Annotated in this window: 12 protein-coding genes, 1 tRNA gene and 1 pseudogene; 7 read left to right on the plus strand and 7 right to left on the minus strand. The window is 64.1% G+C overall.

Features of this window, described 5'->3' with window-relative positions:
* The first annotated feature begins 51 nt into the window (after nucleotides 1-51).
* The 6 genes from ABIB54_RS02310 (at nucleotide 52) to ABIB54_RS02335 (ending at nucleotide 5937) form a co-directional block, all read left to right on the plus strand.
* Nucleotides 52-357, plus strand: coding sequence for a putative quinol monooxygenase (locus ABIB54_RS02310; RefSeq protein WP_185202397.1), 306 nt, complete (start codon nucleotides 52-54; stop codon nucleotides 355-357).
* A gap of 109 nt (nucleotides 358-466) precedes the next feature.
* Nucleotides 467-1948, plus strand: coding sequence for a malate:quinone oxidoreductase (locus ABIB54_RS02315; RefSeq protein WP_354573896.1), 1482 nt, complete (start codon nucleotides 467-469; stop codon nucleotides 1946-1948).
* Between the two features lie 270 nt (nucleotides 1949-2218).
* Entirely contained in the window at nucleotides 2219-3436 is a 1218-nt protein-coding gene (locus ABIB54_RS02320; protein ID WP_354573897.1) for a sensor histidine kinase, read from the plus strand.
* Nucleotides 3433-4596, plus strand: a complete 1164-nt coding sequence (locus ABIB54_RS02325) for a hypothetical protein (RefSeq protein WP_354573898.1) — start codon at nucleotides 3433-3435, stop codon at nucleotides 4594-4596. Before ABIB54_RS02320 ends, ABIB54_RS02325 begins: the two co-directional genes overlap by 4 nt.
* Complete coding sequence (locus ABIB54_RS02330; protein WP_354573899.1) at nucleotides 4583-5257, plus strand: DNA-binding response regulator; 675 nt, start codon at nucleotides 4583-4585, stop codon at nucleotides 5255-5257. Before ABIB54_RS02325 ends, ABIB54_RS02330 begins: the two co-directional genes overlap by 14 nt.
* Nucleotides 5257-5937, plus strand: a complete 681-nt coding sequence (locus tag ABIB54_RS02335) for a thymidine kinase (protein WP_354573900.1) — start codon at nucleotides 5257-5259, stop codon at nucleotides 5935-5937. Before ABIB54_RS02330 ends, ABIB54_RS02335 begins: the two co-directional genes overlap by 1 nt.
* Before the next feature lie 25 nt (nucleotides 5938-5962).
* Here the strand turns inward: ABIB54_RS02335 and ABIB54_RS02340 are convergent, their stop codons facing one another.
* From ABIB54_RS02340 to ABIB54_RS02370, 7 genes are all read right to left on the minus strand, one after another.
* A complete protein-coding gene (locus ABIB54_RS02340; RefSeq protein WP_354573901.1) occupies nucleotides 5963-6106 on the minus strand; it encodes a hypothetical protein in 144 nt (47 codons plus the stop codon).
* Nucleotides 6107-6181: 75 nt separating this feature from the next.
* Entirely contained in the window at nucleotides 6182-7645 is a 1464-nt protein-coding gene (locus tag ABIB54_RS02345) for an NAD(P)/FAD-dependent oxidoreductase (RefSeq protein ID WP_354573902.1), read from the minus strand.
* A gap of 1042 nt (nucleotides 7646-8687) precedes the next feature.
* The gene (locus tag ABIB54_RS02350; RefSeq protein WP_354573903.1) at nucleotides 8688-9035 is read right to left on the minus strand and encodes a YciI family protein; all 348 of its coding nucleotides are present in this window, start codon (nucleotides 9033-9035) and stop codon (nucleotides 8688-8690) included.
* A 266-nt stretch (nucleotides 9036-9301) separates the two neighbouring features.
* A complete protein-coding gene (locus ABIB54_RS02355; RefSeq protein WP_354573904.1) occupies nucleotides 9302-9889 on the minus strand; it encodes a DUF1349 domain-containing protein in 588 nt (195 codons plus the stop codon).
* 386 nt (nucleotides 9890-10275) lie between these two features.
* Nucleotides 10276-10349 (minus strand) — tRNA-Pro (locus ABIB54_RS02360).
* A gap of 38 nt (nucleotides 10350-10387) precedes the next feature.
* Nucleotides 10388-11350, minus strand: coding sequence for a metallophosphoesterase (locus ABIB54_RS02365; protein WP_354573905.1), 963 nt, complete (start codon nucleotides 11348-11350; stop codon nucleotides 10388-10390).
* Nucleotides 11347-13986, minus strand: coding sequence for a transglycosylase domain-containing protein (locus ABIB54_RS02370; protein ID WP_354573906.1), 2640 nt, complete (start codon nucleotides 13984-13986; stop codon nucleotides 11347-11349). Before ABIB54_RS02370 ends, ABIB54_RS02365 begins: the two co-directional genes overlap by 4 nt.
* Before the next feature lie 50 nt (nucleotides 13987-14036).
* Between ABIB54_RS02370 and sp36 the strand changes: the two are divergent.
* Nucleotides 14037-14177, plus strand: a pseudogene (sp36, locus tag ABIB54_RS02375) (Sp36 family protein); the annotation flags it as partial.
* Nucleotides 14178-14193 lie beyond the last annotated feature (16 nt).

A 14193-nucleotide genomic window follows, 5' to 3' on the forward strand; every position in this document is an offset into this window, starting at 1 on the left:
CCCCGGGTCGTGGAGGAAGATGTCACTAGCCATCATTCAAAGGAGAACAGCATGTCTATCGTCGTCATCGCCACCATCACCCCGCAAGACGGCAAACTGCCCGAGCTGACCGCCGCCTTCGAAGAGGCGACCCCGCTCGTGCAGCAGGAGCCGGGCTGCGAGCAGTACGCGCTCTACTCGGACGGCTCGGTCATCGTGACGATCGAGCGCTGGGCGAGCCCGGAGGCGCTCGAGGCGCACCTGGCGGCGCCGGCCGTGACGGCGCTGCTCGCTCGAGCCGGCTCGCTCCTCGCCGCGGCACCCGAGATCCGCACCATCGAAGCTCTCGGTTTCGGCGACGCCGTCAAGGGTGATTGAGTCGCAGCACGCGCCACCGCGTGAAGCCGCGGTTAAGAATCCGGGGCTTTAACGCCGTCGCGCGGCCGCTCAGGGAGAGCGGGCGGATTCGCCACCGTAAACTGGATGCGTGACTTTACCAGGCAGACTCGTCGACGTCGCGCTGATTGGCGGCGGCATCATGAGCGCCACCCTTGGCGCCTTCATCAAGCAGCTCCAGCCCGACTGGAGCATCCAGATCTTCGAGAGGCTCGGGGATGTCGCGCTCGAGAGCTCCAACCCGTGGAACAACGCGGGCACCGGTCACTCCGCCCTCTGTGAGCTCAACTACACGCCCGAGAAGGCGGATGGCACCATCGAGATCACCAGTGCCGTGAAGGTGAACGAACAGTTCCAGGTGTCGCGCCAGTTCTGGTCCTACCTCGTCGGCAAGGACCTGCTTCCCGATCCGCAGGCCTTCATCAATCCCGTGCCGCATATGAGCTTCGTCTGGGGTGCCGAGAATGTCGACTACCTGCGCCGTCGGCAAGAGGCGCTCGCCGGGCATCCGCTGTTCGCCGGCATGGAGTTCAGCGACGACCCGGCGGTGATCCGTTCCTGGGCACCCGCCATGATCCCGGGCCGCCGCAAGGACCAGCCCATCGCTGCCACCCGCATCGACGCGGGCACCGATGTCGACTTCGGCGCTCTGACCAATGGACTGATGGACTACCTCACCTCCAACGGCGCCGCGCTGCTCACCGAACACAGCATCAAGAACATCACGCGCCAGAAGGACGGCCTGTGGCGCCTGCACGTCGTGCACGAGGTCGGGGGCACGCCTCAGGATGTGCGAGCCCGGTTCGTCTTCGTCGGCGCCGGCGGTGGGGCCCTCAAGTTGCTCCAGAAGTCCGGCATTCCCGAGATCCGCGGGTTCGGCGGTTTCCCGGTCAGCGGGGAGTTCCTCCGCACCGACAATCCCGAGGTCGTGGCACGCCACCAGGCGAAGGTCTACGGCAAGCCCGCTCTCGGCGCTCCGCCGATGTCGATGCCGCACCTCGACACGCGCGTCGTCGACGGCGAGGCCAGTCTCATGTTCGGGCCCTACGCGGGGTTCAATACCAAATTCCTCAAGAACGGCTCGTGGTTCGATCTCTTCGCAACGATCCGCCCGCACAACCTCATTCCGATGCTCGCGGCCGGTGCATCGAATCTCGGTCTCGTTCGCTACCTGGTCTCCCAGCTCGCCGCCTCGAAGTCCGCGAAGTTCAAGGAACTGCAGGAGTTCATGCCCACTGCCGATCCGAAGGACTGGTACAGCATCACCGCCGGGCAGCGCGTGCAGGTGATCAAGAAGGACAAGGAGAAGGGTGGCGTGCTGCAGTTCGGCACCGAGGTGATCAGCTCGGCCGACGGCTCCATCGCGGGGCTCCTCGGGGCGTCGCCCGGAGCATCCACGGCAGTGCCGATCATGCTGGATGTGCTGAAACGCTGCTTCCCGGACCGAATCGAGGCGTGGACGCCGAAACTCCGCGAGATGGTGCCGACCTATGGCACGCTGCTTTCGGATGATCCGAAGCTGGCCAAGAAGACCCTTGGGTCGACGCAGAAGGTGCTCGAGATCGCCCAGTAGCGTTCGCGGCACCTACTGCTTCGCTCGCCGCTCATCCGAGCCAACGGGCTGGAGCGGGGTCGGATGGAACCGGCCACCGGCCGACCCTCACGGTCGCCCACCGAGCAACTGACCCTTCTGAACCTGAGGATTTGTTTCGGCCTCAGGCTGCGGAAGGGGACATATTCCTCATATCGAGACGTAATCTGCAAGAATCAGCCGCGCAACGGGGTACAAATGCGGCGGATGCGATGACATACTGAACCTCTGGCGGCCAACGGAGGGAATTGCATGACCCTCGGATTGCCGTCCCACCTAGCAGAGCGCACGGTGAGCCGATCGTTCGGCCGGTCTCTCAATGCGGTCGCCTACACCTGCTTGATCGCCGCTCTCGTGAGCGTCGCCGCCTTCCAGTTCTCCCGCACCTCGGCGGTGCTGTGGCCCGCGATGGTCGCGATCGTGCCCATGCTCGTTCTGCTCTACCTGAGTGCGCGCACCCGGGACACTCTCTACTCTGTCGCCTACCTCGTGGTCGGTGCGGCCTGCACCTATTGGTTCGTTCTCACCTTCTACTCGCAGAGCCCCCCGATCCTCGAAAGCGATGCGCTGTCTCTGTCCCTCCCCAAGATCGCACTCGTGATGGTGGGCGGCTCGGCCCCCCACATCGTGCCGAGGCTGGCGTGGTGCACCGCCGGCTATCTCGCCGCCGAGATCTCGGCGGGCGCGGCAATGGTCGTCGCGGGACAGCGCTGGGAGTTCTACCTCACGACCTTTCTCGCCTACGCGGTCACGGCGATCATCTTCATCGTCGGCAGCCTCAGCCGTCGCAGCTCGCGCCGGACCCAGCCCATGCTTCATCGAGCGGCTCGGGATGAGCAGCTTGCCGCGATGCGCCATCGCATAGAGGTGAAGGCCGCTTCGCTGCTTCACGACACAGTCCTGAGCCACCTTGCCGCAATCGCCGGATCGGTCGGGGACAGCCTCGACCCGCACCTGCGCACCGTCGTGCAGCGTGATCTCGAGACCCTGGTGGGGGAGGAGTGGCTGACCGAGCCCGAGCCCGTTGTCGACCCGGCACTCCGGCGCCGGTGGGAGCAGACCCCCCTCTTCGGCGCGATCGCCGAGTCTCGTCTCCTCGGACTCGACATCGAATGTACCGGAGACTACGACGCGATCTCCGGCCTCGATGCGGAGACCTCCGTCTCGCTCGGGCTCGCGGTGAAACAGTGCCTGGTCAATGTGCTCCGCCACTCGGGACTCACCCGGGCGGAGGTTGCCGTCTTCGGGTCGGAGTCGGATGTCTCGGTGATGGTCATCGACGCGGGTCGCGGCTTCTCCGAGGCGGAGACCGCACCCGATCGGCTCGGCATCCGCCATTCGGTGCGCCAGCGCATCGAAGAGGTGGGCGGAGCGGTGCAGATCTGGTCGACTCCCGGACGAGGAACGTCGATCATGATCCGCGTGCCCGCGCGGTGCTCCGATCGCTCCTCGGAGGTGGATGCCTCGTGACCATCGTCGAGCGCACCCGCCAGCAGCTCGACCCGGCCGGCACCACCGGGGTCGGCCCGGTCGCGATCTTCCTTGCCGTCGGGGCATTCCTCTACGCGGTCTTCATGACGATCGGCGGTCGGGCCGAAATCTCCAACCCGCCGTTCGCCATCCTTGCCCTTGCCCTTCTCGCAATCGCCGGAGTGATCCTCATCGCGAGCGCGAGCCCCAACCGTGCCCCCCTGACCGCCGCGAGCCACACGGCAGTGCAGGTGACGGCCATGGCCGCCATCGTGTGCGAGGCGATCGGCCAGGCCGGATCGAACGCGTACATCCGCGACGACTGGGGGCCGGCCACTCTGGGGATCCTGCTGGTGGCTCTCGGACCCTACCGGCCCGCGCGGGAGATCACGGCCGGTGGCCTGATCTCGGCGATCTCCATCGGGATCATCACCTACTTCGAGGTTCCGTCCCTCGTCACCCCCGGTCCGCCGCTCGCCTTCATCGTGCTGGCCGTCACGCCGATGCTCGCGCTCAGCCTCTCGGCGGCGATGTTCTCCAAGGGGGTCGTCGCCTCCATCGAGCGCTGGCAGCGACGTGCGCAGGTGGCATCCACGAGTCTGGTGCGGGAGTTCCGGGAAGGAATCGCCCGATCGGTGCAGCAGGACCGTGTGACCATCCTCAACCGGGACGTACTGCCGTTCTTCACGGAGGTGCTGGCCAGAGACACGATCACGGATGCGGACCGCGAGCGCGCGCGCTCGATCGCCGACTCGATCCGCAGCGTGATGGTCGAAGAGGTGGACCGCTCCTGGCTGGAGTCGCTCATGGAGTTCACCGGGGTGGAGAGCACGGGTAGGCGCGCAGCCGCTGGAGCGGTGGTGGAAGACCCGCGTCGCGTCGCCGAGGCGATGAGCATCGGCCAGCGCACCGCGATTCGTGCTCTGCTCGTGGCCTTCACCAACATTCCCGGGTTCACCCGCGACCAGTTGCGCATCGTGCTCTCGGACTACGGCGGGCGCGGTCACGGCGTCATCACCGCGCACCTGCCCGTCGCCGATTCCGTCCTGCGCTCTACCTTCGCTCCCTTCCTGGCGGTACTGCGTGCTGTTTTCACTCACCTGGAGGTCGATTTCTTGCATCCCGAACTCACTCTGAGGTTCTCCTATGACCTCGACTAACCCGGTCAACGGTCGCACCGGGCACCGCGTGCGGCTCGCGATCCTCGACGACCACGAGGTTCTGCTCGACAGCCTCTCGAGCTGGATCAGCGCCAATGCTCCCGACTTCGACCTCGTGTTGAGCGCGGGCACCTGGCTGCAGCTCGTGCACAGCGAGAACTTTCCGACGGAACTGGTCTTCATCGACTTCCAGCTCAAAGAGTCGGTCTCCATAGAGGCGCGGGTGCGCACCTGCCGGGCCGCCGGCGCGAAGGTGATCGTGCTCTCGAGCCTCGACACGCGAGAGGCTCGCGAGCGGGCACTGGATGCCGGGGCATCCGCCTTCCTCTCCAAGGCCATTCCGATGCGGGAGGTCATGGACAGCGCGCGGGAGGTGATGGGCGTTGAGACCGGCGAGAACCTGCAGAAGGACTGGCGTCCGCTGCCGGTGGGGGCCATGCACCAGTCCCGTCCCAAGTTGAGCCACGGCGAGGAGGAGGCGTTTAAGCTTTACGTTGTCGGCTTCAGCACCACCGAGGTCGCCAGTCAGATGAACGTGCAGTACGAGACCGCGAAGACCTACCTGCGTCGGGTGCGGGAGAAATACGCCAAAGCAAACAGACCGGCGAGCAAGAAGGCGGATCTCATCCGCCGCGCTGCCGAGGACGGATACCTCCAGTAGTGGCAAAGCTCTATTTTCGCTATGGCGCGATGAACAGTGGCAAGAGCACGGCGATGCTCCAGGCCGCGTACAACTACGAGGAGCGCGGGCAGCAGGTGCTGCTGGCGAAGCCCTCCGTCGACACGCGCGGGGAGGGCGATATCGTCTCCCGGCTCGGGGTCACGCGCCCGGTGGACTTCGTGATCGCCCCGGATGACGACGTGTATTCCCTGTTCGAGCGCGAGCGTGGCCGGGTGTTCGCGGAGACCGGGGTGAACGTGAGTTGCCTCCTCGTCGACGAGGCGCAGTTCCTGAGCGAGACGCAGGTTGACGACCTGTTGCGCATCGCGATCGTCGAGGCGGTACCGGTGATGGCGTACGGCATCCGCACCGACTTCCAGACCGTCGCCTTTCCGGGAAGCCGGCGCCTGCTCGAGGTCGCACACTCGCTCGAGGAGCTCAAGACGATCTGCCGGTGTGGTCGCAAGGCCATGTTCAATGCGCGGAAGATCGACGGCCGGTTCATCTTCGACGGAGACCAGGTGGCCATCGACGGGGCCCTCGAAGTGACGTACGAGTCCCTCTGCGGAGCCTGTTACCTCGAGGAGAGCAACGGCCTGCTCGGCAGCGGTCGACGGCGGGTGCTCGTGGATCAGCCCGATTCCGCCTACGGGTCGGCTCCCGACATGGACTTCGAGTAGCCGTCACCACTGCGGGTTGCTGTGGTCAGTGGTGGCTCTTGGCCAGGCTGTACATCTTCCAATTCAGGGTCACGAAATGGAAGAACTGGATGATGAGGTTGCGGCGTCGACGCAATTCCCTCGCGTCGGTAAGGGGTGCTCTGTCGATCTGATTTTGCGCGGTGTCCATGAGATCAGTCCGAATCTATTCGTGGGGTGACGCGCGGTTTCGCGACGCCTGAGGCGGTTGGATTTCCGCCTCGGATCACTCCGGGATGAGGTACCACAGTGGCAGGGCCTTTGCCTTGTAGATGAAGGCGGTGTGCAGCAGCCGCTTGACCCAATGGGCAGCGAGACCGATGTCACCGGTGGTCTCGGTCGCGTCTCGCCCGTCGGTCGAGGGGTAGCGCGAATAGTCGGGGACTATGGGCGACATCGCCATGGCTGCGGCCGTGCCGCGGAGGAGCCCGGTGCCCGTGGATGCGATGCACGCTGCACCCATTTCGCCCATCGAGGCGGTGTGGGTCGGTTTGGGCGCGCCCGTGAGAATCATGTCGGAGATGGTGAGCGCGACAGCCTTGCCCATTGCGCCGGAGGGCATGCCCGTGCGCGGGGGTGCTGCAGCGATGGCGATCCCGTCTGGGGTGGCGTACGGGCGCGAGATCTGGTGTGGTGGCGCAAAGGCGATGCCCACGCCGAAGATGTTGCCGTAGGTCGGATTCTGGTACGTCTTCGGCCAGTCGGAGGCGGTCCACTCCTCGAACGGCCGCGCGGTGTAGTCCGCGTCGACGCGCATGAAGCCGCTCGGCGCGAAGACCTCTGCGGTGATGTCGGCGCCGTATCGATCGGTAGCGGTGAGGTCGACCCCGCCGAAGGGCGGTAGCAGCATCGCGAAGTCGTACGGCTGGGTGTGGGTTGATCCGTCGATCTGCGTGTAGTTGATGACGTCGGGCTCGACGCTCGTGACGGCGGCCTGTGTGATGGCGCGAATTCCGCGTTCGCGAAAGAGAGATGCCATCCACGCTTCGCTGGAGACGCGTCCGTCGCGGGTGTCGAAGACCATTCCGCCGACGCCAAAGTCGCCGAGTTCGTGTTCGTTGGTGAGGTAGATCACTTCGGCCTTGTCGCGCACACCAGCGGCCCGAAGTTCATGCTCGACGTTGAAGGCATACTCGAACGCGGCTCCCTCGCAGGTGCAGGTGCCGTGCCCGACCCCGACCACGAGCGTCTGAGGGGTGCCCGCCCGGAGGGCGATGATCGCGTCGGCAAGGCGTTGTGCGGCGTCGACCGCATGGCTCGGCGTGCAGACCGAAGCGGTGTAACCGCCATCCGGACCAAGGCCAGGTGTTGCGGCGAACTTCAGCTTCGGCCCGGTCGCGTTGATGAGGTAGTCGTAGCGAATTCGTTCTGTTTCGCCGGTGCGTGTGGTGCCGGTGTACACGACGTCGACGGCAGCGCGCGCATCACCCGCGTCTCCCTCGGGAAGGATGCCGACGGCTTTCGCCTGACGGAATTCGATGCCCTTGCGCCGGTAGATCGGCGCGAGCGGGAAGACGACCTTCTCTGGCGCCATCTTTCCGACGCCCACCCAGATGTTGGAGGGAATCCAATTCCACTGCGAGTTCGGCGAGATGACGACGACCTCGTGCTCCTTGCCCAACTTCTTCTTGAGATAGAGCGCTGCGGTATGGCCGGATACTCCGGCTCCGAGAACAACGACACGTGCCATGGTGGTTCACCCGTCCTGCGATTTTGGGGGAAGTGCCGAACAGCATGTCCGACGCCGAGTTGCGAATTGCTAGATGAAGAGAGTCGTCTTCGACTGGGCTCACGCGTGTCATGGGCCAATTGGGTCGATCGCTTCACGCTACCGGCGAGTGATCGGGTGCAACACGGACCAAAGTCCCGTCGACATGCCTCGTGCAGATGAAGTTCCCGTACCGAGGCGCTGCCCTTCGAAGAGTTCCTGGCGAAATGTCGAGCGGCAATCTAGTTCGACCTCGGAATCGATCGAGTGCTCAACACCGTGCATGCGGTGCCAGTCCTTGAGGTGGATTTCTTGGGATATGAAGCTGATGGAACGACACCGAGGGCGATTCAATCCGAACTGGGATTCCAAGACCACTGCGATCCTTCCGCGTAACTTGCGCGGAATTCAGCCTGGCCGGGCTGGCGGCATTTCCGAGCCGGCCCGTTCCGGTACACACCGGCCACTGGGATCGAGCGGTCTGGATGTCAGCACATCGACAGCGCTATCCGCTCAGGGGTCACCATGGTGCAAGCTGCTCATTGTCAAGGGGTCCCCTTTTTGGGGGACTCGCCCTATATTGAATTGATCGCGTCAAATCGCTTTGGCTCGATCGGACCACCAGCAGATCGTTCTCCCGGCGCACCCCCGAAGGTGCCTGGACATTCTGCACCGGTTGTCGCTGCGCGGGCAATAAGAAGCTCGCGCTGGAAGGCACAACGTGAGTACCCGGCAATCGTGTTGTGCCTTCCGAGGGCCCGGCTCGTGAGGCGCGAACGCGTGCTCTGTGTGATCGCGTCGATCATCGGCTCGGTGTGCATAGTGGCTGCTGGCGCGCTCGTGCTATACGGCATTCGATGACGGGAAACAACTGACCCACCCCAGCACACGATTGGGACTGATATCGATCTGGGTGACTCGAGATTTGTCGCGTTCGACGTCCGGCTGGCGAGCAATGGTCGAACCCCGTTCGGAGATGACCGCAACGCGGCCGTGATGCCATCCCAATCGGCAAGGATTTCGATCAGGAGCCGACTTGTCGGACTTCGATGGGCGCAAAGCGGCTTTCGTAAAGCTGGGCAGCTATGGCGGACGCGCGTTCGATATCGGCGCAGTCGAGCAGGTAGTAGCCCGATGCGAAGTCGTCCCCACCATGGAGCGGGCCATCGGAATTGAACGTGACACCGTTGTCGGTGCGGATGATTCGAGCGCCCGCCGGAGTGACGTTGAGCTCATCACATTCGATGAACTCGCCGGTCTCCTTCAGATGGGCGATGAGAGCACCATGTGCCTTCTCGTTGTCCGACCAATCCGCAGGCCCAAGTCTGGCCCACGCTTCTTGACTGGCACCGATCAGCAGAAGGAACTTCATGAAGGGATCTCCTTTAAGGTGCGGGGTGCCGGAAGCGGTCAATCAAACACCGGTGATTCGGCCCGAGTCTAGGTGCTAATTGCTTCGCTGCCTTGTGATGCCTCACAACATACGTGACAGTTCTGGCTCAGGACATCGGCAACACTTCGTCGGTACCGCTTGGGCCGGAGACAGGTCATCCCGCTCGTCGCTCGTGCCGTCTCTCGCTGCAACGCATCAGGCGGGGGTTGCCAGCGAATGGAGCCGGCTCGGTGTCGACGCGCGAGTCAGCTGTGGGGATGCAGGCTCGCGTCCGGCGGGGCGGTGCGCCAGGAAGTGAAGTGGACCGTCAGCCCGCTGCGTGTCGGGGCGCAACAGAACGGTCCCGCGGAGACCACAGCGTCCGGGTCGAGTGGCGCAACTCGCACCAAGCGCCACGGTTCCTCGTCAACCTTCGCGCGGATCGTTACGGCGTCGCCTGATCGGCTTGCGCGCACCGTGACCAGTCGCCCGTTCCACCCTGGTGTGGGGCAAAGGGACCAGTCGGATACGCCTCTCGTGACAACAGCGCCCAGACTCTCCTGTCCATCGCTCCATTCGATTCCGGCCTTGATCCACGTGGTTTCGTCTGTTCGGATGAAGATGCCGGCCTGATCGAACTGGGCTGCGAAGTTCAGGAAGAAAGATACCTCAACGGCGCTGTCTTGCTCGAATGGGGCGAGAAGCGCGTGCTCGGACTCATGGATGAACCCGTAGGAGGTGACGCGCCAAGCGTCGCTGTTTTCCCGAGCAGTGACGTAGAGCCCGTCCTCCTTAATCGCTTCGTGAAGCGGTGGCGTCGTCCATTTCCCCTTGTCCCAGTCGATGTCGTTCATGACCTCACGCCCTTTCCGGTTAGATCAAGTGTTACCTAGGTGTCGAGGCAGAACCGCCACCGATGTCCTGAGACATCGCAGTTGCTTCGCCGCCTCGCCGTTGCCGGCTGCGACGATTCTTGGTCGGCGACCTACTCTCCGAATCAGAGCCGAACGACTTCGAGGAAGTCGGAGATCCACAGTGAGTGGCATGCATTCGCCACCCGACGGAGCCGCTCAACGGCACCCGCACCACACCGCGTTAACAGCGGAGATTCAGGCACTCAGGCGCGACTTCACGGCGCTACGAAGAAATAGAAGAAGGGCTGGGGCGGTTTTTCAACCTCCCCAGCCCTTTCACCTGAATATCCGGAATGTTTTCACACAATTACCGGAATCAGGCACTGTCGGGGTAACAGGATTTGAACCTGCGACCTCTTCGTCCCGAACGAAGCGCGCTACCAAACTGCGCCACACCCCGATGCCCAAGAAACGAGCCGGTCCGCAAAGCGGACCTTGTCAAGAATAGCTGATATCTCGGGCCGTGAGTGTCAACAGCGTCGCCTCGGGCCGGCAGGCGAAACGAACCGGCGCGTAGATGGATGTTCCGAGCCCGGCCGACACGGTGAGATACGCGGTGCGACGGGCGTGCGTCCAGAGGCTGAGGCCCTTCACCTGGTCTCGCGGGATGTCGCAGTTGGTCACGAGGGCACCATAGCCGGGCACGCAGACCTGCCCGCCGTGGGTGTGTCCGGCGAAGATGAGCTCTGAGCCGTAGTTGACGAGGGAGTTGAGCACGCGCTGGTACGGCGAGTGGGTGAGGCCGATGGTTACGGGATTCGGTCCGCCCGGTTCATCCGCCCAGCCCACGTTCTCGCGCATCTCGTCCATCGCGCCCGGGAGCTTCGCCAGCTCGTCCCACCCGACGTGGGCATCGTTCACCCCGAGGAATTCGAGGCGCGAGCCCTTGATGCTCATCGCCCGGGCGGTGTTGTTGAGGTCAAGCCAGCCGAGTCCTTCGAGATAGGAGGTGAGTCTGCCGTTATCCAGACGGGCCTGCGAGTGATCCGTCTTCGAGGGCGCGGTGAAATAGGTGAACGGATTCTTGGCTACCGGCCCGAAATAGTCGTTGGAACCGTGAACGAACACGCCGGGGATGCCGCGGAAGGGCTCGAGGGCATACTCCACGCCGTCGATCCCCCGTTCGTGGCCGAGGTTGTCTCCGGTGTCGACCACGAGGTCGGGCTCGTATACCGCGAGGCCGCGGATCCACTCCTGCTTGTCGCGCTGCCACGGGGCCATGTGAAGGTCTGCGAGGTGCAAGACGGTGAGGGGACGCGCCCCTGGCTGCAGCACCGGCAGGGTGTGAGTGCGCAACGTGAACCGGTTGCGCTCCACCAGCGTGCCCCACGCGAGGCTACCGAGCCCGACCGCAGCGACCGCAAGGGCAGCCGAGACCGCCCGTTCGGATGCCCTGCTCACTTGGGGCAGACCCCGCCCGGGTCACTTCCATCGGGCTTGCCGTACACCGTGAGGGTGACCGGATCGGTTTTGGTGGCCGGCGATCCCGACGAGGGATTCGAGGCCTGCACGATACAGACGCTGTCGCTCTGGCCGGGCAACGGATTGCCCTTCGCCCACTGGTAGCTGATCTTGCTCGGGTCGAAACCTGCGCTGGCGATAGCCGCATCCGCTACCTGGCGGGTCAGCCCGGTCACGCTCGGCATCGTGGTGGAGAGGCTGCCATCACTGGTGTACACAGTCACATTCGAGCCAGCGGGAACCTTGGCCCCCGCGCCGGGGTCCGTGCGGGTCACGCGTCCGGCGGGCAGTCCAGAAGCCTCGGTTCCACCGTCCGTGTACTGGAACTTGAGGCTGGTCAGCAGCCTCTGGGCCTGGTCAGAGCTCTGTCCGGTGAGGCTCGGCACGATCGCGGACGAACCGCCGAGGATCGCGGCCGAAGCTTTCGGGAAGTCGCCGCCCTTGTAGGTGCCCGACACATCCATGGCCTTCATGACCGTCTTCATGATCGCGAAGCGCGATGAGGAGTAGTAGTTCTGGCGGGTCTTCGGATTCGTGAACCGCTTGAGCGGTGTCTGGGCACTGTCCCAGTTGCCGGTCCAGACCGAGGATCCGACCTTCGTGTTGGTGGCGATCACCCAGTCCTGGTGGCTGCTCGGCGAGGTGCCGGTCTTTCCACCGATCGGCACGCCATCGCGGGGGTTGGCCGGGGAGCTGGTGCCGCCGGACATGCTTCCCATCATGGCGTTGGCGACACCGGCGGCGACATCGGCGCTGATCGCCTGATTGCACGTCACCGGCTGACCGGGCAGGTCCTTGCCATCGGGGCCGACGACCTTGTCGATGATGATCGGATCGCAGTGCAGGCCGCCCGCGCCGATGGTGGCTGCGACGGCAGCCATGGTGAGCGGCGCCTGCTCGTTCGTGCCGAGGATGTTGGAGGGCCCGGCATTGAGGTCACCCTTGAAGTCGGCGCGGTGAGCACCCATGGCCTTGGCGGTGTCCCGGATGGAACACAGGTCCTGTTGCATGGCCATGTGCATGAAGGCGTTGTTGACCGAGCCGATGAGGGCAGACTTGACCGTCATGTAACTGCCGCCTGAGTTGCCATCATTGCTGAGTTTGTAGGTCGCCGGGATAGCGGCATCGCATCCGGTCGCGGTGAAGTCCGAAGCTGCGTAGGTGTGCGGACCACGCCCGTCGACGAGGTCGTTGAGCCCGTGGCCGGTCGACAGCCAGTTCGCCAGGTCGATCACCTTGTAGGTCGATCCGGTTTCGAATCCTGTCGCACCGCCGTACGGCGCGTCGACGCTGAAGTTGTAGGCGGTTGTGGCCGTCGCTCCCGGCGCCGCTCCGTCATCGAAGATCTTGTTCTGTGCCATCACCAGGATCTTTCCGGTGCCGGCCTCCACGGTGTTTGCGGTGGCTCCGAGCTTGAAGCGAGCCTCATCGGCCGGAGCTTGAACGTCCAACACGGCCTGAGCCTGGTCCTGCAGGTCCAGATTGATGGTCGTGTAGATCTTGTAGCCGCCCTTGTCGAGGTTGGCGACTCGCTCCGCGGTGCTCGCCCCGAGGGAGTCAACGACCGGCGCGGCTCCCATGTCGACGGGCAGCTTGTCTGAGGCACGGATCACGTTGAGGGCATAGTCGCAGGCAGCCGCTGCGCTCAGGTCGGTAGAGGTGCGGCACCCGTTGCTCGGGGTGCTCAGTTTTACGTAGGAGGCGATGGGGGTCGCGATCGCGTCGTCGTGCTCCTTCTGAGTGATGTGCTTTTCGGACAGCATCGCGTTCAGGATCTGGTCGCGGCGGAGTTTGTTCGCGGGGTAGTTCTTCGGGTTGGACAGGTTCTGTGAGGTGGGCTGCTGCACGATGGCAATGAGGCTCGCGGCCTGGGGCAGGGTGACATCTTTCGCATGAACGCTGAAGTACTGCAGCGCCGCCGACTCCACACCGTAGGTCGTCGAGCCCATGCCGACGATGTTGAGGTACCCCAGGAGGATCTGCTTCTTGGTGTACTTCTTGTCGAGGCCGATCGCGAGTTTCATCTCCTTGAGCTTGCGATCGATGGTGGCACCGTTCGCCGCCTTGATCGCAGCGTCACGAGCCGCGCCGGTCTTCGTGGTGAAGGCCTCCTGCACGAGGATGTTCTTCACGAGCTGCATGTCGAGGGTGGAACTTCCGCTGGTGCCATTGGCCGACTGCGTCGTGTTCTTCACCACGGCGCGAGCGATCGATGGCACATCGACACCCCCGTGCGAGTAGAACCGGCGGTCTTCACCGTCGACCGCGGCGTTCTTCAGGAGAGGGGAGACCTCATCCCATCCCACAACCTGACGGTTCTGCTTGTACACGGTGGCGATCTGCACGGGTTGACCGCCGCGCAGTGCGAAAATCTGGTTCTGCTGGGACTGCTCGCCGATCTTGATCGAGTCGGGCAGGTTCTCGAAGATGTCGATGGAGCCCTGCGCCGTCATGCTGGTGACGGCGATGGCAGGAGTGACCATCGCGGTGACCAGAACACCGGCGAGAACGCTGAAGCCGAGGAGGCCGAGCAGACCTCCGAGCACGCCGGACGGCTTCAATTTTTGGGCAGACATAGAATCAGGGTAAGGGATGATCGCCCTGTCGAACCTGAAGGGATGCCGGGATGACCACGTGGGAATACGTCACCACTCCGCTTATCGTGCACAATACCGCCGCGATTCTGAACAACTGGGGTTCGGAGGGCTGGGAGCTCGTGCAGGTGGTCACCGGACCAGAAGGCGGCCTCGTCGCCTACCTGAAGCGTGTTAAGAACGAGGAAA

The sequence above is a fragment of the Frigoribacterium sp. UYMn621 genome (genome assembly GCF_040549525.1).
GTDB lineage: Bacteria > Actinomycetota > Actinomycetes > Actinomycetales > Microbacteriaceae > Lacisediminihabitans.

Coding starts and splice junctions, on each gene's coding strand:
- ABIB54_RS02350 (WP_354573903.1), bottom strand. CDS start 9,035: ATGAAGTTCCTTCTGCTGATCGGTGCCAGTCAAGAAGCGTGGGCCAGA.
- ABIB54_RS02320 (WP_354573897.1), top strand. CDS start 2,219: ATGACCCTCGGATTGCCGTCCCACCTAGCAGAGCGCACGGTGAGCCGA.
- ABIB54_RS02330 (WP_354573899.1), top strand. CDS start 4,583: ATGACCTCGACTAACCCGGTCAACGGTCGCACCGGGCACCGCGTGCGG.
- ABIB54_RS02345 (WP_354573902.1), bottom strand. CDS start 7,645: ATGGCACGTGTCGTTGTTCTCGGAGCCGGAGTATCCGGCCATACCGCA.
- ABIB54_RS02340 (WP_354573901.1), bottom strand. CDS start 6,106: ATGGACACCGCGCAAAATCAGATCGACAGAGCACCCCTTACCGACGCG.
- ABIB54_RS02370 (WP_354573906.1), bottom strand. CDS start 13,986: ATGTCTGCCCAAAAATTGAAGCCGTCCGGCGTGCTCGGAGGTCTGCTC.
- ABIB54_RS02355 (WP_354573904.1), bottom strand. CDS start 9,889: ATGAACGACATCGACTGGGACAAGGGGAAATGGACGACGCCACCGCTT.
- ABIB54_RS02310 (WP_185202397.1), top strand. CDS start 52: ATGTCTATCGTCGTCATCGCCACCATCACCCCGCAAGACGGCAAACTG.